General features: G+C 70.9%; 19 protein-coding genes. 12 read left to right on the top strand and 7 right to left on the bottom strand.

Annotated elements, in window-relative coordinates; all coding sequences use genetic code 11:
- Positions 1–56: 56 nt before the first annotated feature.
- Positions 57–2612: a family 20 glycosylhydrolase gene (locus tag GCG21_RS10150; protein ID WP_152909578.1), complete on the bottom strand. Its 2556-nt coding sequence runs from the start codon at positions 2610–2612 to the stop codon at positions 57–59.
- Positions 2613–2784: 172 nt separating this feature from the next.
- Between GCG21_RS10150 and GCG21_RS10155 the strand changes: the two genes are divergently transcribed.
- From GCG21_RS10155 to GCG21_RS10185, 7 genes are all read left to right on the top strand, one after another.
- A complete protein-coding gene (locus tag GCG21_RS10155) occupies positions 2785–3831 on the top strand; it encodes a LacI family DNA-binding transcriptional regulator (protein WP_152909579.1) in 1047 nt (348 codons plus the stop codon).
- 83 nt (positions 3832–3914) lie between these two features.
- A complete protein-coding gene (locus GCG21_RS10160; protein ID WP_152909580.1) occupies positions 3915–4580 on the top strand; it encodes a VOC family protein in 666 nt (221 codons plus the stop codon).
- A gap of 258 nt (positions 4581–4838) precedes the next feature.
- Positions 4839–6674 carry an acetolactate synthase large subunit gene (locus GCG21_RS10165; protein WP_152909581.1) on the top strand — a complete coding sequence of 612 codons (1836 nt, stop codon included), beginning with the start codon at positions 4839–4841 and terminating at the stop codon, positions 6672–6674.
- A gap of 17 nt (positions 6675–6691) precedes the next feature.
- On the top strand, positions 6692–7216 hold the full coding sequence (gene ilvN / locus GCG21_RS10170; protein ID WP_152909582.1) for an acetolactate synthase small subunit: 525 nt from the start codon (positions 6692–6694) through the stop codon (positions 7214–7216).
- A 45-nt stretch (positions 7217–7261) separates the two neighbouring features.
- A complete protein-coding gene (ilvC, locus tag GCG21_RS10175) occupies positions 7262–8290 on the top strand; it encodes a ketol-acid reductoisomerase (protein WP_153877627.1) in 1029 nt (342 codons plus the stop codon).
- A gap of 139 nt (positions 8291–8429) precedes the next feature.
- Positions 8430–9470, top strand: a complete 1041-nt coding sequence (locus GCG21_RS10180; RefSeq protein WP_152909583.1) for a 3-isopropylmalate dehydrogenase — start codon at positions 8430–8432, stop codon at positions 9468–9470.
- Positions 9471–9507: 37 nt separating this feature from the next.
- The gene (locus tag GCG21_RS10185; RefSeq protein ID WP_152909584.1) at positions 9508–10599 is read left to right on the top strand and encodes a branched-chain amino acid aminotransferase; all 1092 of its coding nucleotides are present in this window, start codon (positions 9508–9510) and stop codon (positions 10597–10599) included.
- 56 nt (positions 10600–10655) lie between these two features.
- On the opposite strand, the gene GCG21_RS10190 is transcribed toward GCG21_RS10185, so the two are convergent.
- Entirely contained in the window at positions 10656–12494 is a 1839-nt protein-coding gene (locus tag GCG21_RS10190) for a bifunctional 3'-5' exonuclease/DNA polymerase (protein ID WP_370517439.1), read from the bottom strand.
- A 227-nt stretch (positions 12495–12721) separates the two neighbouring features.
- On the opposite strand from GCG21_RS10190, the gene cimA reads away from it, so the two are divergent.
- Both cimA and GCG21_RS10200 read left to right on the top strand, forming a co-directional pair.
- Positions 12722–14377: a citramalate synthase gene (cimA, locus tag GCG21_RS10195; RefSeq protein WP_152909585.1), complete on the top strand. Its 1656-nt coding sequence runs from the start codon at positions 12722–12724 to the stop codon at positions 14375–14377.
- 13 nt (positions 14378–14390) lie between these two features.
- Positions 14391–15440, top strand: a complete 1050-nt coding sequence (locus GCG21_RS10200; RefSeq protein WP_153877631.1) for a biotin/lipoate A/B protein ligase family protein — start codon at positions 14391–14393, stop codon at positions 15438–15440.
- A 13-nt stretch (positions 15441–15453) separates the two neighbouring features.
- On the opposite strand, the gene trxA is transcribed toward GCG21_RS10200, so the two are convergent.
- Both trxA and GCG21_RS10210 read right to left on the bottom strand, forming a co-directional pair.
- Positions 15454–15837, bottom strand: coding sequence for a thioredoxin (gene trxA, locus GCG21_RS10205; protein ID WP_153877632.1), 384 nt, complete (start codon positions 15835–15837; stop codon positions 15454–15456).
- Positions 15838–15956: 119 nt separating this feature from the next.
- Complete coding sequence (locus GCG21_RS10210; protein ID WP_153877633.1) at positions 15957–16289, bottom strand: DUF2510 domain-containing protein; 333 nt, start codon at positions 16287–16289, stop codon at positions 15957–15959.
- Between the two features lie 81 nt (positions 16290–16370).
- Here GCG21_RS10210 and GCG21_RS10215 point away from each other — a divergent pair, with 81 nt between their 5' ends.
- Positions 16371–16745 (top strand): YccF domain-containing protein, encoded by a 375-nt coding sequence (locus tag GCG21_RS10215; RefSeq protein ID WP_152909587.1) that lies wholly within the window; start codon positions 16371–16373, stop codon positions 16743–16745.
- A 42-nt stretch (positions 16746–16787) separates the two neighbouring features.
- On the opposite strand, the gene GCG21_RS10220 is transcribed toward GCG21_RS10215, so the two are convergent.
- Entirely contained in the window at positions 16788–18914 is a 2127-nt protein-coding gene (locus GCG21_RS10220) for an acyltransferase family protein (RefSeq protein ID WP_152909588.1), read from the bottom strand.
- 173 nt (positions 18915–19087) lie between these two features.
- Positions 19088–21628 carry an RNA helicase gene (locus GCG21_RS10225; RefSeq protein WP_152909589.1) on the bottom strand — a complete coding sequence of 847 codons (2541 nt, stop codon included), beginning with the start codon at positions 21626–21628 and terminating at the stop codon, positions 19088–19090.
- A gap of 200 nt (positions 21629–21828) precedes the next feature.
- On the opposite strand from GCG21_RS10225, the gene GCG21_RS10230 reads away from it, so the two are divergent.
- Both GCG21_RS10230 and GCG21_RS10235 read left to right on the top strand, forming a co-directional pair.
- A complete protein-coding gene (locus GCG21_RS10230) occupies positions 21829–22110 on the top strand; it encodes a type II toxin-antitoxin system Phd/YefM family antitoxin (protein WP_152909590.1) in 282 nt (93 codons plus the stop codon).
- A complete protein-coding gene (locus tag GCG21_RS10235; RefSeq protein WP_370517440.1) occupies positions 22107–22505 on the top strand; it encodes a type II toxin-antitoxin system VapC family toxin in 399 nt (132 codons plus the stop codon). The genes GCG21_RS10230 and GCG21_RS10235 overlap by 4 nt, the downstream gene beginning before the upstream one ends.
- Before the next feature lie 25 nt (positions 22506–22530).
- On the opposite strand, the gene GCG21_RS10240 is transcribed toward GCG21_RS10235, so the two are convergent.
- A complete protein-coding gene (locus GCG21_RS10240; protein ID WP_370517441.1) occupies positions 22531–23361 on the bottom strand; it encodes a serine hydrolase domain-containing protein in 831 nt (276 codons plus the stop codon).
- Positions 23362–23374: the final 13 nt, after the last annotated feature.

The raw sequence follows: 23374 nt of genomic DNA on the forward strand, positions 1-23374 counted from the left end.
CGCGGTCGTGAATCGGCAGATTCACGACCGCGATCGCGTGTCCGGGCGTCCGGGTCTCAGCCCTGCAGCCGGCGGCGCCGGACGGCGAGGGCGAGGGCACCGATCGCCAGGAGCGCAGCGGCGACGAACCCCGCGGCCGCGGGCGCGGAGCCCGTATCGGGGAGCGGGCCCGCGGCCCCGTCTGTACCGTCGGAGTCGGGCGAGCCCGCGGTGTGGCCGGCGGGATCACTCGCGCCGTCCGTGGGCTCGGTGGACTCGGTCGGCTCAGTGGACTCTGTGGGCTCCGGCGACTCCGTGGGCTCCGGGTCGGTCGGCTCCGGCTCCGGCGTCACGGTCGGCTCCGGCTCCGGCTCGGAGGCCTCGGGAACCTGCCACACCTGTGCGGCCTCGAAGTAGGGAGCGTGGCCGAGGAATCGCAGGTACGGATCGAAGTCCGCGAAGGAGTCGGTCGGTCGGGGTGAGTTCCACACCGTCTGCGCGAACAGGCGCAGCCGCGGCAGGAGCGTCTGGGTGAGCACGTGCTCGGGCGCCCAGCCGTGGGAGTCGTCCCAGATCGGGAAGAACTGGCCGCGCACCATGCCGTGCTGGTCCTCGCCCACCTCGCTCGGCGCGCCCCAGCCGTTCGAGAACACGAACGGGTTCGAGTAGTGGGTCCACGCGTACTCCGGCAGCGGCCGGTTGATGACCGAGCCGTTGCGGGAGTCGCCCGAGGTCTGGTCCGCGGTCCCCATGGTCGGCCACAGGTCGTGGTAGAGATCGGAGGCCGACCCGATGACGTGGTACCCCTCGGCGATGAGCTCCGAGGCGCTGAGCGAGCCGTAGATCTTCGCCCAGAAGATGATGGTCACGTCCTTGTCGAGCTCGACCACCTGGTTCTGTCCGTTGAGCATGTCGTTCCACATGACCATGCCGCGCCCGCTCTCCTCGAGCGCGGCGTTCACGCCGTTGAGGAAGGCGACGTAGGCGTCCCGCGCGGTGGCGGTCTCGTCTCCGGTGAGCTCTCGCACCCACTCGATCGGCGCCTCGTGCTGCTCCATCGACATGAACTCGTCGGCCCCGACGTGCACGTAGGGGGAGCCGAACGTCTCGCCCATCTCGACGGCCACCCGCTCGAGCCGTTCGCGCACGTCGGCGCGGGCGTAGTTGTATGCCTCCCCGCCGAGGGTGTAGCCGGGCTCGGTGAAGACCTTCGCGTCGAGGCTCGCGTGGGCCGGCATGTCGAACTCGGGGATGATCGTCACGTGGAACCGGTCGGCGAACGCGACCAGGTCGGCGATCTCGGCCTTGGTCCAGTGGCCGCCGTCCGGCATGTCGTCGACGAGCTCGGGGAAGACGTCGCTCTCGACGCGCAGCCCCTGCCCGTCCTTGACGCGCAGGACCATCGTGTTCATGTGCGTGTAGGCGAGGTCCTTGATCTGGTTCTTCAGCCAGTCGATCGAGTAGTAGCGGCGTCCGGAGTCGACCTGGAGGGCGCGGATCTCCATGTCGGTCCAGTCGGTCACGGTGCCCGCGGGCAGGTCGTCGCCGCCGGTGCTGAGCAGCGCCTGGGTGAGCGTGCTCAGGGCGTAGAGCACCCCGGCCTCGCCGCCCGCGGTGATCGTGATCCGCTCGGCCGAGATGTCGATCCGGTAGGCCTCCTCGAGCAGCGAGTCGGCGCCGGCGGCGATCTCGTCCGGGACGCCTGCGTCGCCGAGCCGGACGAAGACCTGCCCGGCGGGGGTGTCCCCGGCGGTGCCGTAGTCGAGCTCGATCTCGCCGCCGAGGGCCTCGGTGAGGTTCGCGGCGCCCAGATGCGTTTCGTCGGCGATCGCCGCCCGGTCCGCCTCGCTCACGACCACCCGCTCGAGCGGGCCGGCCCAGGCCTCACCCGAGCCGGTGAACTCCTGGACGGCGGGAATGGTCACCGGGAAGCCGTTGTCGCCTATGGGCGGGACGTCCCAGGTCTCGGGCGCGGCCTGGGGCTGTGCCGCCGGGCCGATCGCCGTCACGGCGAAGTCGTCGCACCAGGCGGGCCCCTGGCCGCCGATGAAGCAGAAGGCGTTGAGCTCGTGAGTGCGCGGGCCGGTCGTGATCGTCGAGGTGTAGGTGGCCCATTCGGTGCCCCCGCCGGGGGTGGTGATCCCGGCGTCGTACTCGCCGCCGCCGTCGCCGACCGCCAGGCCCCGGTAGTACAGGCTCGCCTCGGTGTCGAAGATGCCCCAGCGGATGTCGGTGCCCTTGAGCGCCACCGAGAACTCGTACACGGTGTTCGGTTCGATCCCGGTGACCGTCTTGTTCACCATGCCCCGGTCGGCGACCCCGCGGACGGGCAGGGTGGAGCCGATGGGCACCTGGGTCTCGGAGTCCGTATAGGACAGCCCGATCTGGGCGGCGTGCCCGGAGCCGTCCGCGCCGGGATCGACGATGGAGGCGTGATTGTGCTGGGTGGCCTCGCCCCAGGCCCCGGATTCGAATCCGGGGTCCTCGATGGTCGGCCCCGCCGTGGCATCGGTGGCAGCGGGGGCGTCGAGGGCGTCAGGGGCATCGGTGGCGGCGCTGGCGCCGACCGGTGCCAGGAGGAGGGCACACGCACCGGCGGCGATCGCCGATCTCAGTGTGGTTCGTGGTCGCACGGATCATTCCTTTCGGTCACGCAACAGCGCGGGACGGCAGGTGGTGAGCTCGGCCGACAGCGGGGGAGCTCGGCTGACGCGTGCGAGCTTACGCGGTTAAGTTGTGTAATCGCAAGGGCTTCGCGAGTCTCGATGGTCGCCCGCGGAGCGGATCGCGGCTAGGCTCGCCGGAATGAGCACGGGTTCCATCCGGCGGCGCGAGCGTCCCGCCCGGATCACCATTCACGAGCTGGCGGCTCACCTGGGGGTCTCGCCGGCCGCCGTCTCCTTCGCCCTCAACGGCAAGCCCGGGGTGAGCGAGGCGACCCGCGCCCGCATCATCGCGGCTGCGGAGCAGTGGGGCTGGGAGCCGTCGGCCGCCGCCCGCGCGCTCTCCGGGCAGGGCACCGGATCGGTCGGTCTCGTGCTCGCCCGCCCGGCGGGCGACCTGTCGCGGGACGCGTTCTACCTGCGGTTCATCGCCGGCCTGCAGGCCGAGCTCTCGCCGCAGGACGTGACCTTGACGTTCCAGCTGGTCGACTCCCTCGAGGCGGAGACTGTCATCTACCGCCGCTGGACGGCGCAGCAGCGGGTGGACGGCGCCGTCGTCGTCGATCTGCGCAGCGACGATCCGCGCCCGGGGCTGCTCGTGGACCTGGGGCTGCCGGCGGTGCTCGTGGGGGCCCGTGAGCACCGGGGCGGCAGGCTGCCCGTCGTCTGGGCCGACGACGAGGGGCCGACGGTCGACCTGGTGTGCGAACTGCTCGCCCTCGGTCATCGCCGGATCGGCTACGTGAGCGGACCGGAATCGTTCACGCACACCCGCTCGCGGGTGCGTGCCTACGCCCGGGCCATGCACGCCGCCGGGCTCTCGGACCTGCCGGCGATCCGCACGGACTACAGCCCCGAGCAGGGAGCGCGGGCCCTCGACCGGCTGTGGCCGCTGCGGCCGAGTGCGATCGTCGCCGACTCCGATCAGCTCGCGCTCGGCGTGCTGCGGCGGGCGGGGGAGTGCGGGATCGACGTGCCCGGCGACCTGAGCATCGTCTCGTGGGAGGACACGCCCCTGTGCGAGGCGACGACCCCGACGCTGGCCGCGCTGCGCCGGGATCCCTTCACGCTCGGCCGGCGGGCCGCCCTCGCGCTCCTCGCGGGGATCGCCGGACGGGAGGTCGACGACGAGGAGTTCGACTCCCCGACCCTCGAGCGGCGCGGATCGCTCGGGGCGGCGGTGGGCTGACCGGCGGCGCCCTTCGAGTCCGGGCAGCGGATGATCGCGCGGGCCCCTTGTCGGCAGCGGCGGGTGCGGCGCATCGTGGGGGGATGGCACCACATCTCTCGCCGTCCGACGTCCACGGCGCCGATCTTCCCGACTGGCGGATCTTCCCGGCGACGCTCGCCACGGTCGTGCACACGGGCACGATGATCACCGGGGTCGAGTTCGTCAGCCGGATCATGCAGGTCGCCGAGGAGCACAACCACCATCCCGACGTCGCGCTGTCGTATCCGCGGGTGGTCGTCACGCTCACGAGCCACGATGTCGGCGCGGTGACCGAGCGGGACGTCGCGATGGCCCGGGCGATCACGACCATCGCCGAGGAGATGGAGCTCGCGCTGGGCCTGGCCGACTTCAAGGTGCTCGAGATCGCGATCGACGCAATGGACCTCGACGCCGTCCGCCCGTTCTGGGAGGCGGTGCTCGGGTACGTGCCCGGGAGCCGCCCCGAGGATCTCGTCGATCCGCTGGGCCTACGCCCGCTCGTCTGGTTCCAACAGATGGACGTCCCGCGCCCCGAGCGCAACAGCGTCCACCTCGACGTGCACGTGCCCGAGGACGAGGCCGGCGCCCGGGTCGCCGCCGCGCTCGCGGCCGGGGGGAGGCTGGTGGACGGCGGGGCGGCGCCCTCGTTCTGGGTCCTCGCCGACGCCGAGGGGAACGAGGCGTGCGTGTGCACGTGGCGGAGCGAGCCCGACCCCGGCGGAGCGTGACCCGCGGTTACTCGAGACGGTCCGAGCTGTCCATTGGGCGATATCGTGATCCACGATGTGAGATGGGCTGACGTGGTGGGGGAGAGGGGCTAGTATGGGCGGCATGCACCAGGTTCTCGTCGTTATTAGCGGGCGCGCGAGCGCGGCCGTCTGATCGACGACCAACCACGCGCGCACCCCTCGACCTCCCACTGGGACGAGGGGTTTTTCATTGTCTGTGAACGTTCGCCCGAACGTTCGGTCCATGGAGGAGGAGCGATGGCTACCAAGGCCCCGCATCCGGCACCCCGCCCGGCGCCCCCACGCCCAGCGCCCGTGCCCGGCACCCAGACCCGCCCTGCGGCGGGCGAAGCGATGACTGGAGCCCAGGCCATCGTCCGGTCGCTCGAGGAGGCCGACGTCGACGTCGTCTTCGGCATTCCCGGCGGCGCGGTCCTCCCCCTCTACGACCCCCTCTTCGACTCGAAGGTGCGCCACATCCTCGTGCGCCACGAGCAGGGTGCCGGTCACGCCGCGACCGGCTACGCCGCCGCGACCGGCCGCGTGGGCGTCTGCATCGCCACCTCGGGGCCGGGCGCCACGAACCTCGTGACCCCGCTCGCCGACGCGCACATGGACTCGGTGCCGATGGTGGCCATCACCGGTCAGGTGGGCGCGAGCATGATCGGCACCGACGCGTTCCAGGAGGCCGACATCGTCGGCATCAGCATGCCGATCACCAAGCACTCCTTCCTCGTGACCGATCCCGCCGAGATCCCCGGCCGGATCGCGGAGGCCTTCCACATCGCCTCGACCGGCCGCCCGGGCCCGGTGCTCGTCGACATCGCCAAGTCCGCGATGGTGGCCGACACGACCTTCGCGTGGCCGGGCGAACTCGACCTGCCCGGCTACCGCGTGGCCACCCGGCCACACATCAAGCAGGTGCGGGAGGCCGCCCGGCTGCTCGCCACGGCTCGCCGGCCGGTGCTCTACGTCGGCGGCGGGGCGATCCGCTCGAAGGCCTCGGCCGAACTGCTCGCGCTGACGAACCTCTCCGGCGCCGCGGTGGTCACCACGCTCATGGCCCGCGGGGCGCTGCCCGACTCCCACCCCCAGCACGTGGGCATGCCCGGCATGCACGGGAACGTCTCGGCCGTCGCCGCGCTGCAGAAGGCCGACCTCGTGGTCGCCCTCGGCGCCCGCTTCGACGACCGGGTCACCGGCCGGCTCGACTCCTTCGCCCCCGGTGCCACGATCGTCCACGCCGACATCGACCCCGCGGAGATCTCCAAGAACCGCCACGCGGACGTGCCGATCGTCGGCGACCTCAAGGAGGTCATGGTCGACCTCGCCGCCGAACTGGCCCGTGAGCACAAGCAGCACGGACTGCCCGACCTCGAGGCCTGGTGGGCACTGCTCGACGACCTGCGCACCCGTTACCCGCTCGGGTGGACCCCCACGGCGGACGGCCTGCTCGCGCCGCAGCACGTGATCTCCCGCCTCGGTGAGCTCGCGGGCCCGGAGGCGGTCTATGCCGCCGGGGTGGGCCAGCACCAGATGTGGGCGGCCCAGTTCATCCGCTACGAGCGGCCGCGCACGTGGCTCAACTCCGGCGGCCTGGGCACGATGGGCTACGCCATCCCGGCCGCGATGGGAGCCAAGGTGGGCGAGCCGGACCGCGAGGTCTGGGCGGTCGACGGCGACGGCTGCTTCCAGATGACCAACCAGGAACTGGCCACGTGCGCCCTCGAGGGCATCCCGATCAAGACCGCGCTCATCAACAACTCCTCCCTCGGAATGGTGCGCCAGTGGCAGACCCTCTTCTACGGGGAGCGGTACTCGAACACGGACCTGCAGACCGGGCACGAGACCCGGCGCATCCCCGACTTCGTCAAGCTCGCGGAGTCCTACGGGTGCGTGGGGCTGCGGTGCGAGTCGGCCAAGGACGTGGACGCCACGATCAAGAAGGCCCAGGAGATCGACGACGTTCCCGTCGTCATCGACTTCGTGGTCAGCCGCGACGCGATGGTCTGGCCGATGGTGGCCTCCGGCGTGAGCAACGACGACATCCAGTACGCCCGGGGCATCACGCCCGAATTCGACCGAGACGAGTGAGAGGCGAGTCACCCGACATGTCACGACACACACTTTCCGTGCTGGTGGAGAACAAGCCGGGCGTGCTCACCCGCGTCTCGGCCCTCTTCGCCCGCCGTGCCTTCAACATCCATTCGCTCGCCGTCGGCCCGACCGAGCATCCGGACGTCTCCCGCATCACCGTGGTGGTCGATGCCGACGCGAACCCGCTCGAGCAGGTGACCAAGCAGCTGAACAAGCTCGTCAACGTGCTCAAGATCGTCGACCTCGCACCCGAGTCCTCGGTCCAGCGCGAGCTCCTGCTCGTCAAGGTCCGCGCCGACCAGGCCTCCCGCACCGCGGTGCTCCAGGTGGTCGAGCTCTTCCGGGCCCACGTGGTCGACGTCGTCCCCGACGCCGTGACCATCGAGGCCACCGGCTCCGAGGGCAAGCTGTCCGCCCTGCTCACGGCGCTCGAGCCCTACGGGATTCGTGAGATCGTACAGTCGGGGGCCGTCGCCATCGGCCGCGGCTCGAAGTCCATGACCGACCGGGCACTCGACCGGCTCGCGCGCAGCGCCTGAGCCGATCCGTCTTCGCAACACTGATCAATACAAAGGAGAAAACCTGTGGCTGAGCTGTTCTACGACGACGACGCCGACCTGTCCGTTCTCGCCGCCAAGAAGGTCGCCGTCATCGGCTACGGCAGCCAGGGGCACGCCCACGCGCTCAACCTGCGGGACTCGGGCATCGACGTCCGCGTCGGTCTGCGCGAGGGGAGCGCCTCTCGCAAGAAGGCCGAGGACGAGGGCCTGGCGGTGACGTCGGTCGCCGAGGCGACCCGCGAGGCCGACGTCGTCGTGATCCTCGCACCCGACCAGGTCCAGCGCCTCGTCTACCGCGACGAGATCGCCCCGAACCTCGCCGACGGCGCCACCCTCGTCTTCGGGCACGGATTCAACATCCGCTTCGGCTTCATCGAGCCGAAGGACACCGTCGACGTCATCATGGTCGCCCCCAAGGGCCCGGGCCACCTCGTGCGCCGCGAGTTCGTCGACGGCCGCGGCGTGCCCGTGATCGTCGCGGTCGAGCAGGACCCCTCGGGCACAGCGTGGCCGCTCGCCCTGTCCTACGCCAAGGCGATCGGCGGCCTGCGCGCCGCCGGCATCAAGACCACGTTCACCGAGGAGACCGAGACCGACCTGTTCGGTGAGCAGGCCGTCCTGTGCGGTGGCACCTCCCAGCTCGTCCAGTACGGCTTCGAGGTCCTCACCGAGGCCGGCTACCAGCCCGAGGTCGCCTACTTCGAGGTGCTGCACGAGCTCAAGCTCATCGTCGACCTCATGATCGAGGGCGGCATCGCCAAGCAGCGCTGGTCGATCTCCGACACCGCCGAGTACGGCGACTACGTCTCCGGGCCCCGCGTCATCGACCCGCGCGTCAAGGACAACATGAAGGCCGTCCTCGCCGACATCCAGAGCGGCGCGTTCGCGAAGCGCTTCATCGACGACCAGGACGCCGGCGCGCCGGAGTTCAAGGCGCTGCGCGCCAAGGGCGAGGCGCACCCGATCGAGACGACCGGCAAGGAACTGCGCAAGATGTTCGCGTGGGTCAAGCCGACTGACAACGACTACGTCGAGGGGCACGTCGGCCGCTGACCGGTCGGGAGCCGCTCGATTCACCCGTAGTACACCGGACGGGGCCCGCGGGCCCCGTCCGGTCGACCAGACGCCCGGCCCGCGCGGTGGCCCGGCGTGAGATGCACCGTCCACTGGACGCCGAATCAATGTGATGGATATGTCGCGAACGATCAATCTTGCTGTCATCGCCGGGGACGGGATCGGGCCGGAGGTGACCGCCGAGGGGCTGCGCGCACTCGAGGCCGTGCTCGCCGGTTCCGGCACCACCGTGGCCACGACCGAATTCGACCTCGGGGCAGACCGGTGGCACCGCACCGGTGAGGCGCTCACCGATGGCGAGCTCGAACAGCTGACGACCTACGACGCCATCGTGCTCGGCGCCGTCGGCGACCCGTCGGTGCCCTCCGGCGTGCTCGAGCGCGGACTGCTGCTGCGGCTGCGGTTCGCACTCGACCACTACGTCAACCTGCGCCCCTCGAAGCTCTACGCCGGCGTGGCCAGCCCGCTGGCCGATCCGGGAGAGGTGGACTTCGTCGTCGTCCGCGAGGGCACCGAGGGACCGTACGCCGGCAACGGCGGCGTACTGCGGCCGCAGACCCCGCAGGAGATCGCCACCGAGGTGAGCGTCAACACGGCCTACGGGGTCGAGCGGGCCGTGCGCGACGCGTTCGCCCGCGCCCAGGCGCGCCCCCGCAAGAAGCTCACGCTCGTGCACAAGCACAACGTGCTCGTCAACGCCGGGCACCTGTGGCGCCGCACCGTCGAGGTCGTCGGGGCCGAGTACCCCGAGGTCGCGGTCGACTACCAGCACATCGACGCCGCCACGATCTACATGGTCACGAACCCGGCCCAGTACGACGTGATCGTCACCGACAACCTCTTCGGCGACATCATCACCGACCTCGCCGCCGCCATCACCGGCGGCATCGGCCTGGCGGCCTCGGGCAACATCAACCCGGACCGCACCTTCCCGTCCATGTTCGAGCCCGTGCACGGGTCCGCCCCCGACATCGCCGGTCAGGGCAAGGCCGACCCGAGTGCGGCGATCCTCTCGATCGCCCTCCTGCTCGAGCACCTCGGCATGCCCGCCGAGGCGGCCCGCGTGACCGCGGCGGTCGCGGCCGACATCGAGCAGCGGGACGCCACCCCGCGCAGCACCACCGAGATCGGCGATGCCATCATCGCCCGCCTCGGCTGACCCGACCGGTACGCGCCCGAAAGAACAGGTGAGAAGCATGACCGAGGTGTCCACCTTCGCGGTGAAGCCCTCTCCCCATCCTCGCAGCCTCGCCGACCGCGCGGCCGCACTCGAGGACCTCCACTTCGGCAGCGTCTTCACCGACCACATGGCCCGCGCCCGCTGGACCACCGCGGCCGGCTGGGGCGAGCGGCGAGTCGAGGCCTACGCGCCGCTGCAGCTGGATCCGGCGACCGCCGTGTTCCACTATGCGCAGGAGGTCTTCGAGGGGCTCAAGGCCTACCGGCACTCCGACGGCAGCGTGTGGACCTTCCGGCCCGAGGCGAATGCCGCCCGGCTCGCGGCCTCGGCGCGCCGGCTGGCGCTGCCGGAGCTGAGCGAGGCGGACTTCCTCGGCTCGATCGAGGCGCTCGTGCAGACCGACGCCGAGTGGGTGCCCTCGTCCCCGGGGTCCTCGCTCTACCTGCGCCCGTTCATGTTCGCCTCCGAATCCTTCATCGGGGTGCGCCCGAGCGGCGAGGTCGAGTACCTCGTCATCGCCTCCCCGGTCGGGCCCTATTTCAGCGCCGGGTTCACCCCCGTGAGCATCTGGGTCGATCGCGACTTCCATCGGGTCGGCCCCGGAGGCACGGGCGCGGCCAAGTGTGGGGGGAACTACGCGGCGAGCCTGCTGCCGCAGCGGATCGCGGCCGAGAACGGGTGCGAGCAGGTGTGCTTCCTCGATGCCGGGACCAACAGCCGGATCGAGGAACTCGGCGGGATGAACACGTTCTTCGTCACGGCCGACGGCGCCATCCACACCCCGCGGCTGTCGGGCACCATCCTCGAGGGCATCACCCGCTCCTCGATCCTGCAGGTCGCCGAACAGACCGGCCGGCAGGTCCGCGAGCGCGACATCACCCTGACCGAGGTCCTCGACGGCCTCGGCTCGGGTGAGGTGACCGAGGTGTTCGCCTGCGGCACCGCCGCGGTCGTCACGCCCATCGGGCGCCTCAAGTCGACCGACTTCGACGTCGCCATCAACGGCGGCGAGGCGGGGCCGATCACCTCCGAGCTGTACGAGACGATCACCGATATCCAGTACGGACGCCGCCCGGACGCCTTCGGCTGGATGCACCGGCTCGCGTAGGTCTCGCCGGGCGCCGACCCCGGCGCGACCGGGACGCCTTCCCCCGCGCCGGGTGGTCAGATGTGCCCGCTCGGGCCGGGGCGTTCGAGCGTCTCGTCGTAGCGGCTCCCGGCGGCGACGGTCAGCGGGAACGTGATCGGGAAGCTCCCGAACAACAGCCGGCCCGCCTCCGCGGCGGCGGCCTCGATCGCCTCCCGCACCTGCCCGACCCGGTCGGTGGGGCAGTGCACGATGATCTCGTCGTGCAGGAAGTAGACGAGCTCGGGGCGTGCAGAGTCGCCGGGTGAGCCGGGTGAGCCGGGTGAGCCGGGTGAGCCGGGTGAGCCGGGTGAGCCGGGTGAGTCGGGTGAGCTGGGGGAGTCGGGTGAGGCGGGGGCCGGCGGGGCGAGGTCGCGCAGCGCGAGCCGCAGCCGCGCCATCCAGGCCACCGCCCACTCGGCCGCCGAGCCCTGCACCACGAAGTTCCGGGTGAACCGGCCCCACGCCCGCGCCGCCCGGGGATCGGCCGGTGGGCCCCCGACATGGGCGGGGCTGCGCCGGCCCAGGTGAGTGGACACCCTCCCGCCGCGCTCCCCGATGCGTGCCGCGTCGTCGACGAGCGCCATCGCCCGCGGGTAGGCGCGGCGCAGCAGTGGCATGAGCTCGGCGGAGGTGCCGGTGGTCGAGCCGTACAGGGCGCCGAGCATCCCGACCTTGGCACGCTCCCGGGAATCCGTGAGCCCGGAGGCCACGAGGCCGGTGTACAGGTCCCGGCCGTCTCCGGCGGCGGCGAGGGCGCGGTCGTGGGACATCGCCGCGAGCACCCGCGGCTCGATCTGTGCGGCGTCGGCGACCACGAGTGACCAGCCGGGCTCCGCGGCCACCGCGCCCCGGATGGACTTGGGGATCTGCATCGCCCCACCCCCGTGGGCGGCCCACCGGCCGGTCACCACCGCGGAGGGGAGGTAGTCGGGCCGGAACCGGCCGCGCAGGCGCGTGTGCTCGGGCGGCACGATCCATTCGTCGAGCCAGGCCCAGCCGTTCGCGGCGAGCAGGCGGGCGAGACGCTTATACGCGAGCAGGGGCGTGACCACGGGGTGGAGGGCCGGATCGAGGGCCCGCAGCTCCCACTTGCTCGTGCTCTGGACGGGCACGCCGGCGGCCTGGAGCGCCCGCAGCAGCGCGGCGGGGGAGTCGGGGTTGAGGCGCGGGGCGTGCAGCGCGGCCCGGATCTCCTCGGTGAGGCCCGCCATGACGGCCGGGCGCCGTCCCGCGGCCGGGCGCGGGCCGAGCGTCTGCTCGAGGATCTCCCGGTGCCGGCCGACGTCCCACGGCAACCCGGCCGCATAGATCTCCGCGGCCACGAGCGCGCCCGCGGACTCGGCGGCCGCCAGGAGCCGGAGCCCGGGGCTCGCCGATTCGAGGACGCGGGCGTGCAGCGCATACCGCGCGCGCAACTCGGCCACGGTGGGCGTCGCGGACTGCGTGCTGAACAGCCCGCGCGGTGCCGGATCCGGAGTGTGCGGGGGATGGTGGGACACGTCGAGCCACGGCGGCGTCGTGGGAAGCGCGTCGGCCCTGCCGGAACTGTCGGCACTGTCGGCCCCGCCGGAACTGTCGACCGAGCGCAACAGCCGCTCGACGGCCCGCAGGTCGTGGCAGCGCCGCACGCATCCGAGCCGGTGCAGCGCCGGGCCGTAGGCGCGTGCCGTGTCCGCCCAGACCCACACGATGTCACCGGCGCCCCCCGTTCCGGCCCGACCGGCCCGACCGGCCCGACCGGCTGGATCGGCTGGATCGGCCGGATCCGGCAGGAGCGTGTGGAGCTCCTCGGGCGGCGCGGTGTGGACGGGCCCGTCGCCGACGGCCAGCTCCACGACGTCCTCGTTCGCGTCGCCGGTCAGATAGATCTCCACGCGAGAAGGGTAATCGGGAGCCGGGCGAGGCCGCAGAGGCGATGTGACATACTGGGAAACATGACCCGCCGGTTCACAATCATTCCGTAGCGCGTTCGACACACCACTCGAACGCGCGCACCTCCCTACCCGGGGGGTTTTTTATTGCCACGACACCCATGCGGCACCGACCGACCGGCGGCGATACGCCGGGCCCCTCAGGCCCCGCCTCGAACGCGGAGGACATGATGACCACCCCCACCGGATCGACCACGCACGAACCCGCCCTGGCAGACGCCGGCGACGTGCAGGTCTACGACACGACGCTGCGCGACGGCGCCCAGCAGGAGGGGATGAACCTGTCGGTCGCCGACAAACTGGCGATCATCCCGCTGCTCGACGAACTCGGGGTCGGCTACATCGAGGGCGGCTGGCCCGGCGCGATTCCCCGCGACACGGAGTTCTTCGCCCGGGTGCACAAGGAGGTCGAGCTCACCCACGCGCAGCTCGCGGCCTTCGGGTCGACCCGCAAGCCCGGGGTGGCGGTGCACGAGGACCGGCAGGTGCGCGGCCTGCTCGACTCCGAGGCGCCCGTGATCACGCTCGTGGCCAAGAGCGACATCCGCCACGTCGAGCGCGCACTGCGCACGACCCCGGAGGAGAACCTGGCGATGATCGCCGACACGGTCGCCTACCTCACGGGCGAGGGGCGCACCGTGATCGTCGACGTCGAGCACTTCTTCGACGGCTACCGCTTCGATCAGCACTACGGCCTGCGCGCCGTCGAGACCGCGTTCGGCGCGGGGGCGTCGGTCGTGGCGCTGTGCGACACGAACGGGGGGATGCTGCCGGAGTGGGTGAGCGAGATCGTCACCCTCGTGCGCGCGCGCACAGGCGGTCGCCTGGGCATCCACGCCCACAACGACTCCGGCTGCGCGGTGGCGAACACGATGGCGGCCGTGGCCGCCGGCGCCGCCCACGTGCAGGGCTGCATCAACGGCTACGGGGAGCGCACGGGCAACGCCGACCTGCTCACGGTCGTGGCCAACCTCGAACTCAAGACGGGCCGGCGCCTCCTGCCAGCCGGGCGGCTCGCCGAGTCGACGAGGATCGCGCACGCGATCAGCGAGATCACCAACATCGCCCCCTTCGCGCGCCAGCCCTATATCGGCACGAGCGCGTTCGCCCACAAGGCGGGACTGCACGCCTCGGCGATCCGGATCGACCCGGATCTCTACCAACACATCGACCCGCGCGAGGTCGGCAACGACATGCGCATGCTCGTCTCCGACATGGCGGGCCGGGCCTCGATCGAGCTCAAGGGGCGCGAGCTCGGCTTCGACCTGACCGGTCAGTCCGACCTGCTCACGCGACTGACCACCCGCGTCAAGGATGCGGAGGCGAGTGGATACACCTACGACGCGGCGGACGCATCCTTCGAGCTCATGCTTCGAGAGGAGAAGCAGGGCCGCCGTCCCACGTTCTTCCGGGTCGAGTCGTGGCGTTCGATCGTCACCCACACCGGCGCGGGCGGCACGGTCGACGCACCCGGGGTCGACGCCGAGGCGACCGTCAAGCTCCACACCGGCCCGGGGCTGTCCAGCCGGGTCGTGAGCACCGGGGAGGGGAACGGCCCGGTCAACGCCCTCGATCACGCCCTGCGGCAGGCGCTCATGGCCGCCTATCCGGTGATCGAGGAGTTCACCCTGATCGACTACAAGGTGCGCCTGCTCGACTCCTCGAGTGGCACCGACGCCATCACCCGGGTGCTCATCGAGATGAGCGACGGGGAGCGCACGTGGAACACGGTCGGCGTCGGCGCGAACATCCTCGAGGCCTCGTGGGAGGCGCTCGTCGACGCGATCACCTACGGCCTGCTCGTCCACGGGTGCGAGGCGGCCTAGCTAGAGTGGGGGCGTGAGCAGAGGCGAGTACAAGGTCACCGGAGGCAAGCTCGTCGCCGCGGAGGTGGACGTCTCGGGCGGGGTCATCTCCCGGGCAAGCATCAGCGGGGACTTCTTCCTCGAACCGGACGACGCCCTCGCCGCGATCGACGCCGCGCTCACCGGACTGCCCGCCGACTCCACGGTCGCCACGATGACCGAGGCGGTCGAGGGGGCCACCGCCGGGGCATCGATGGTCGGCTTCACGCCCGAGGCGGTCGCCATCGCCGTCCGGCGGGCGCTCGGCCACGCGTCGAACTGGTCGGAGCACACGTTCGAGGTCGTCCACGGCGATCCGATCCCGCCGGTGCTCAACGTCGCCCTCGATCAGGTGCTGCTCGAGGAGGTCGGCGCGGGCCGCCGCGGCCCCACGCTGCGGCTGTGGGAGTGGACGAGTTCGGCGGTGATCATCGGCTCGTTCCAGTCGGTGCGCAACGAGGTCGACGAGGAGGCCGCGGCCGAGCGCGACGTCGAGGTGATCCGGCGGATCTCCGGCGGCGGGGCCATGTTCATGGAGCCCGGCAACACGATCACCTACTCCCTCTACGTGCCGGGCAGCCTCGTGGACGGGCTGAGCTTCGAGCGCTCCTACGCCTTCCTCGACGACTGGGTGCTCGGCGCGCTCGCAACGGTGGGAATCGAGGCGACCTACGTGCCCCTGAACGACATCTCCTCGCCCGCCGGGAAGATCGGCGGGGCGGCGCAGAAGCGGCTGGCGGGGGGCGCCGTCCTTCATCACGCGACGATGGCCTACGACATCGACGCCGATGCGATGAGCCGGGTGCTGCGGATCGGCCGCGAGAAACTCTCCGACAAGGGCACGAAGTCCGCGAACAAGCGGGTCGACCCGATGCGGCGGCAGACCGGCATGACGCGGGCGGAGGTGATCGCGGCCTTCACGGACTACTTCGCCGCGCGGTACGCGACCGTTCCCGGCGAGATCACGGCCGCGGAGATGGCTCGGGCGCGGGACCTGGTCGAGACCAAGTTCACCGCGCCCGCCTGGCGCAATCGCGTGCCCTGAGGGCGGCGCCGAATCAGCCCTGCTGTGTCGCCCCGGCCGCCTCGGCCTCGGCCAGCTGCCGCCGAACGTCGTCCATGTCGAGGTTCTTGACGGCCTCGACGAGTTCGGTGAAGCTCTGGGCGTTGAGCGCGCCCGCCTGGCGGAACACGAGGATGCCCTCGCGGAAGGCCATGAGGGTCGGGATCGAGGTGATCTGCGCCTGCTGGGCGATCGCCTGCTCCGCCTCGGTGTCCACCTTGCCGAACACCATGTCGGGGTAGGACTGCGACACCTTCTCGTAGATGGGGCCGAACTGGCGGCACGGGCCGCACCATTCCGCCCAGAAGTCCATGAAGACGATGTCGGTGCCGGTCACGGTCTGCTCGAAGGTCTCGGTGGTCACGTTGAGGGTCGTCACGGTTCTCCTGACGGTCGGCCCGCTCGGCTCCTCGGAGTGGCGGGATGAGTGCTTCCACGAGGGAGAACAGGTGTGCCCGGCGAGGTATTCCAGCCTGGTCATGCCGGCCGCGGCGGGGCTCAGCTCATGATGAGGGCGACGCCGCCGTAGACGATGAACAGGGCGAGCACGATGAGTACGATGATCGCGTACCAGCCCGCGGTGCGCATCCGTTGCATCCGCACGTCGCGGACCCGGCGGGGATCGTCCGGTGGCATCGGCGTGGCCATCGGGGAGTCGGCCTGCGCGGAGGTCGCGAGGTAGCCGTATGCCGAGGTGCCGGTGAGGTCCGGCGGGCCGGGCTCGGCTCCCGGGATGCGGGTGCGGGTGTAGGCGGTCCACGCCTCACCGTCCCAGAGCCGGTCGCGTTCCGGCTCGGCGGGATCGGGATACCATCCGGCGGGCTCCTGCACGACCTCATCGTAGGCCCGCCGCGGGTGCGCGGGGGCGGCGAAGGCTTCTCCCGGGCGGCCCGGACGTGCTTGACTTGAGGCATGCGCACGATCCTGAACGTCATCTGGCTCGTCTTCGCGGGGTTCGGGCTCGCCGTCGGCTACACGATCGCGGGCATCGTGTGCTGCCTGCTCATCGTGACCATCCCGTTCGGGATCGCGAGCTTCCGCCTCGCCGGCTACGTGCTGTGGCCGTTCGGACGCGAGATCCTCGAGCGGCCGCGCGCCGGCGCGGTGACGGCGATCGGGAACGTGATCTGGTTCGTGGTCGCGGGCCTGTGGCTCGTGCTCGCCCACCTGATCACCGCCGTGTTCCTGCTGCTGACGATCATCGGCATCCCGCTCGCCTACGCCAACCTCAAGATGATCCCGCTCGCCCTCGCCCCGCTCGGCAAGCGCATCGTGCCCCGCGCCTGAGGGCGTGCCCGAGCCGCGAACTCGCGGGCGACTCGCCCGCGCCTACCTCGCGGCCCGGCCGATGAGTCCGTGCCCGTCGAGGGCGGAGTGGATGTACGGGGTGAGCGTTCGCATGAATGCCGGCGTGACGTGCTGCTCATCGCGATAGATGAGCGTGCTGCCGGCCACGGCGGGACACACCGCCCGAGTGCAGTATCGGTCGGTCAGGTCGATGAACGAGACGCCGGATTGTGGAGTGCTCAGGGCTGGACGCTGCCAATCCTGCGGCATGGATTCGTCGCGCGAGCGCTCGCACTGCTCGGGATCGTCGAGGTGCTCGGACACGCACTCGTTCGTGGCATCGCTCGGGAGCATGAGGGGATTGTCCGCGATGACGGCGACGGGAATGTCGAGGGCCGTGACACTCGTCCAGGCCTCGCGGAATCCGGTGACCGGATCGGGCACGCTCGCGTTCTGCACGAACGGCAGAGCCGTTCGTGACGAGGTGACCATGAGGCCGGGGTGCAGTTCCGCCAGGGCGGCGAGAGTCTGCTCGTTCGCCTCGAGGCACGGACCACCACGATCGGCGTCACTCACCCGCTGTGCCGTGGACCATGGGCAGCTGGAATGGAAGTACGTGACGACGTGCCAGTCGTACTCACCCGCGAGTTGCTGGAAGGCTGGAAGGTACTGCTCGATGTGCGAATCGCCGACCAGGGCGACCGTGAAGGCGGAGTCCACGTCTCCGAACTCACAGACGGGCGTGGTGTCCGCGGACATGGTGCTCTTGCACCTGCCCTCGGCGCCTTCGGGGAGTTCCGACCGGGCATCGATCGGGCTGGGCACGATCACGCCGATCGGTGCACCCGGCGCGAATTCTCGATAGTCCTGGCTGAAGATGGACGCCGCGCCCATTCCGGGCGGTGGCGAGGTCGCCAACTGCTCGGCAGACGCCGCCATGGCGGCGGTGCGCGCGTCCAGGGCGATGAATCCGACGGAAGCAGCGCACACACCCACTGTGATGGCGGTCGTGCCCGTGATGAGGACCCGTCTCGGGCTGAGCGTGCGCAACCGACCGCTGATGAACGGCAACTCGATCCACTGGCGGCAGAGGTGAGCAAGTATCCCTGCGAGGACCAGTACGGCCAGGGCCCGAAGCCAGGCCGGGGAGGCCGGCCATAGTGCCGCCAATAGGACGACGACCGGCCAATGCCAGAGGTAGAGCGAGAACGAGACATCGCCGAGCCACGTCACCGGCCGAGATGTGAAGAGCGACTGCCGGCGCGGGCCGATCCCGCCGGCGATCACAAGGAGCGAACCGAGCACTGGCACGACCGCCGCGATGCCCGGGAAGGCAGTGGTGCCGCTGAACGTGAGCATCGCCAGGAGGATGAGCGCGAAGCCGCCGGCGGTCGCTGCAGGGCGTGAGCGGTTGCGCTCCTGCGTCAGGATGCATGCGAGCAGGCCACCCGCACTCAATTCCCAGATTCGCGTCGGTGTCACGAAGTAGGCGGATGGTTCGCCCGAACTGGTGATCACGATGGAGAGCACCAGCCCGGCGAGGGTCACCGTCGCGAGGATCGCCCCGATGGCGTGCCGATGCCGCCAACCGCGCCGCCCCGCGAGACCGATGAGAAGGAGGAAGACCAGCGGCCAGACCAGGTAGTACTGCTCCTCGACGGAGAGGCTCCAATAGTGCTGGAAGAGGCTCGGCGCCTGCCCCTCGGCGAGATAGTCCACCGACTCCGATGCGAGGAGCCAATTCTCGAAGAAGAGCGATGAGCCGAGTGCGTGTCTGGCCAGGCCCTCCCAGCGCATGGGCGGGAGGAGCAGGAGTCCGGCCGCCACGGTCACGACGATGGTCGTCGTGGCGGCGGGGAGGATTCGGCGGGCGCGACGTGAATAGAATCGGATCAGCGAGATTCGGCCGGCGTCTCGGGCCTCGCGTAACATGATGCCGGTGATGAGGAAGCCGGAGATGACGAAGAATACGTCGACGCCGACGTAGCCCCCGGGGAAGAACGTTGGTGCTACGTGGAACGCGACAACCAGCGCGACGGCGAGAGCACGCAGGGCATGAACGTCAGGACGGAAGCGGCCGGGTAGCTTCGCCTGTGGACCTGTGGACCTGTGGACCTGTGGACCTGTGGACCTGCCGCTGGACACGGAGGAAGTCATCTCAGCCGACATCACCCCTCCTCGACCTGACGCGTATCGCACTCAAAGATACATACTGTCCGGCCCGCCTCCGTGGAGAGCGAGCGTCGTCCGCGCGGCGAATCGAGACTACGGAGCGACACCTATCCAGTGCAGAACGGCTCGACGTGTCCACCGGCAGGCAGCAGCGTGCCGGCGGGCGCTCCTCAGCCCGTGAGCGGCCCGAGCCCGGTCACGTGCACGACGGCCTCGCCCGCCTCGGCGCTCGCGGCCAGGTCGACGCTCAGGTGCATCCGCCAGTCGTGGTCGCCGTCCGGATCGGCGAGCACCTGGGTCACCTCCCAGGTGGCCGGGTGCTTGACGATCGAGGTCATCGACGCGGCCCGGGCGGCGTTGCCGGTGTCCAGGTCGGTGTACTCCTGCCAGTACGGCTCCATGCGTTCGGCCCACTCGGCCGCCGTCCACTCCCCGTCGAGGTCGGCGAGGCTCCGGTAGTCCTCGCGGTCGAGCAGGTCGATCCGCCTGTGGACGGCGTTGCGCACCATGACCGTGAACGCGCGTTCGTTCTCGGTCACCGGCCGATCACTACGGAAGGCCGGTTCGTCGTCCGTAGGCGTGAGGGCGCGGGCGGCGGCCGCGGGATCGCCCGAGGCGATCGCCTCCCACTCGGCGAGCAGGGAGGAGTCGACGGAGCGGACGGTCTCCGTGAGCCACGCCGTCAGGTCCGTCAGCTCCTCGGTGCGCTTCTCCTCGGGCACGAGCTGCCGCAGGGCCTTGGCCATGTCATTGAGGTAGCGCAGCACGACCCCCTCGGACCGGGCGAGGGAGTAGTGGGAGATGAACTCCGCGAAGGTCATCGCCGACTCCGCCATCTCCCGGACCACGGACTTGGGTCGCAGCTCGTGGTCGCGCACCCACGGGTGCACGCTCGCGTACTCGGCGAGGGCCGCGCCGAGGAGCTCGGCCAGCGGCTTGGGATAGGTGACCTCCTCGAGCGCGTTCATCCGGTCGGTGTAGTCCATCCCGTCGGCCTTCATCTGGGCCACGGCCTCACCCCGGGCGGCCTTCTCCTGCGCGATGAGCACGGGGCGGGGATCCTCGAGCGTGGCCTCGAGCACCGAGACCACGTCGAGCGCGTAGTCCTCGTCGTCGGGGTCGAGCAGTTCGAGCGCCGCGAGCGCGAACGGCGACAGCGGCGCGTTGAGCGCGAAGTCCTCCGGAAGATCCTGGGTGAGGCGCACCCGCCGCCCGAACGAGTCCGGCTCGCTCAGGTGCTCGACCACGCCGGCCGCCTTGAGGGAGCGGAAGATCCGAACCGCCGCGCGCACGTGCGGGTTCCAGGCCGTGGCGGGCTCATGGTTCTCGGTGATGAGCCGGCGCATCACCTCGACCGGGTCCTCCCAGCGCGCGAGGGTGTTGAGCACGAGCGCGTGGGAGATGCGGAACTGGGACGTGAGCGATTCGGGCTGGGAGTCGCGGAGCCGCTCGAAGGTCTTGTCGGTCCAGTTCACGGCGCCCGCGGGGGCCTGCTTGCGCACGACCTTGCGCTTCTTGCGCTCGTCGTCGCCGGCCTTCGCGAGCGCCTTCGCGTTCTCGATCACGTGCTCGGGGGCGAGCACGAGCACCTCACCGAGGGTGTCGTAGCCCGCCCGCCCCGCCCGGCCGGAGATCTGATGGAACTCCCGGGCGTTGAGGTGGCGCTGGCGCCGGCCGTCGAACTTCGTCAGCCCGGTGAGCACGACCGTGCGGATCGGCACGTTGATGCCCACGCCGAGGGTGTCGGTGCCGCAGATGACCTTGAGCAGGCCCGCCTGGGTGAGGCGCTCCACCAGCCGGCGATAGCGGGGGAGCATGCCGGCGTGATGCACGCCGATGCCGTGCCGCAGCAGCCGCGAGAGCGTGCTTCCGAAGCCCTTCGCGAACCGGAAGTCCCCGATCGCGTCGGCGATCTCGTCGCGCTCGGCGCGGCTCACGAGCTTGAGCGAGCTGAGCGACTGGGCCCGCTCGACGGCGGCCGCCTGGGTGAAGTGCACGACGTACACGGGGGCCCGGTGCGTGCTCACGAGTTCCGCGAGCAGATCCTGGAGCGGCTCGACCACATAGCTGAACGTGAGCGGCACCGGCCGCTCGGCCGAGTCGATCACGGCCACGGGTGCGCCCGTGCGGCGGGTGAGGTCGCCTGCGAAGAACGAGACGTCGCCGAGGGTGGCCGAGAGCAGCACGAACCGGGCCTCGGTCAGCTCGAGCAGGGGGATCTGCCACGCCCAGCCGCGCTGCGGGTCGGCGTAGAAGTGGAACTCGTCCATGACGACGATCCCGAACGGGGTCTCCGCCCCCTGGCGCAGCGCCTGGTTCGCGAGCACCTCGGCGGTGCAGCAGATGATCGGCGCGTCCGGGTTGATCGAGGAGTCGCCCGTGGCCATGCCGACGTTCTCCGGGCCGAACACCTCGACCAGGTCGAAGAACTTCTCCGACACGAGCGCCTTGAGCGGAGCCGTGTACACCGACCGCTGCCCGCGCGCGAGCGCCACCGCGTGGGCGGCCACCGCGATGAGCGACTTGCCCGACCCGGTCGGCGTGGAGGCGATGACGTGGGAGCCCGTGACGATCTCCAGCAGCGCCTCCTCCTGGTGCGGGTACAGCTCGAGCCCGCGCGCGGCCGCCCACTCGGAGAATGCGAGCACGAGCTCGTCGTCGTCCGGGTGGGAGTTCGCCGGCGGGAGCTGGGGGGAGGCTGAGGAGGTCATCACCCGCCAGTCTGCCGCACGTGGCCGACATCGCCGCATCGGCTTCGGTTCCGGCCCGCCCGGTCGGCCTGTGGACGACGCCCGCCCGGCTCTGCGGGCGTGCCCGGTTCGGGTGTTCTCCCGGGGCGTCGACGCGGTCCGCGGTCCCGGGGAGGCCAGGTACCTGTCACAGCTGTCGCACGAGCGCTACGCTCGGGGGCATGAGTATCGACCATCACGAGCCGGAGAGCCTGTCGCAGCGCGAGCTGCGTAACGAGTCCGGACGCGTGCTCCGGTCGGTGAGCGAGGGGCGCTCCTTCGTGCTGACCAATAGCGGGGTGCCGGTCGGGCGGATCGTGCCGCTCGACACGCCGACCCCCTCCCTCAGAATTGCTCGGCCTGTGCGGAGAGTGGGTGGTTGGGCCGCGCTCGGGATCGTCCGCAGGCCCGCGGCCCGGAGCCTTGCCGCCGTTCTGGACGAGTTGCGCGCGGACCGCCTGTGACCGTCTACGTCGATACCTCGGCCTTGGGGGCGTTGCTCGTCGACCAGCCCGAGAGTGCTGCGCTGCTGGACTGGCTCGACCGGACGTCCGCCGCATTGGTCTCCAGCGACCTTCTCGAGACCGAGTTGCGCCGCCTCGCGATGCGGGAGGGGCTGGAGCAGGTCGATGTGACCCGGCTTCTGGATGGAGTGGCGCTGGCGGCCCTCGACCGGGCCGTGTACCGCAGCGCCGGCTACCTGCCGATGCCGTACCTGCGCACCCTGGATGCGCTTCACTTGGAGGCCGCACTACGGCTCGATGCCTCCGCCGTCCTGACGTATGACCACAGGCTCGGCGACGCGGCGCGCGCCGCGGGTCTGGATGTCATCGCCCCGGGACGGGCGCACGCGGGCTGAGAGCCCAGTGATGCCCGCTACCCGTTCAGGGTCGGTGAGCCTCGAGGATCTCGGCGTTGAGGTCGGGCCAGATGGCCCCGTGCACGGACTCCCGGAACGAGAGCTCCCCGAGGAAGGCGGCCACGAGGCCGGCGTTCGGGTCGACCCAGAGGAACGAGCCGGACTGGCCGAAGTGGCCGAACGTGGCCGGGTCGGCGCCGGGGGCGGTCCAGTGCGGCGACTTCGCGGCGCGGATCTCGTAGCCGAGGCCCCAGTCGTTCGGGCTCTGGCGCCCGAAGCCCGGCAGCACGCCGTCCAGGCCCGGGAACTGCACGGTGCGCGCCTGCGCACCGAGCTCGGCCGAGATGAGCGTGGGCGTGAGGAGCTCGATCCCCAGGCCCAGCACGTCCAAGACGTTCCCGCTCGCGGCGTGGGCGGCGCTGCCGGTGAACTCGACCGAGTCGAGCTCGAGCGGCTCGAGCACGGCCACATGGACCCACGTGGGGAAGTCCATGCCGACCCGGGCGGCGACGTGCTCGGCGAGGGCCTCGAAGCCGAGATTGGAATACACCCTCCGCCGCCCGGGCGCCTGCGCGGGGGCGCCGGCCTCGAACGGCAGTCCGGAGGCGTGCGCGAGCAGATGCCGCACCGTCGCCCCCTCGGGGCCGGCGGGCTCGTCGAGGCGCACGTGCCCCTGCTCGATCGCCACGAGCGTCGCGAGTGCGGCGAGCGGCTTCGTCACCGACTTCCACGGGTACACGCCCTCGACGTCGCCGTCGACGCTGAGCACGTGGCTCGCATCGGCCACGACGAGCGCGGTCGGGAAGTCGAACCGGGCGAGGCTCGGATACGTCGGCTGATCGGAGTTGGTGGCCACGGCGCCAGGCTAC

This window comes from Pseudactinotalea sp. HY160 (assembly GCF_009372055.1).
Taxonomy (GTDB): Bacteria; Actinomycetota; Actinomycetes; order Actinomycetales; family Beutenbergiaceae; genus HY158.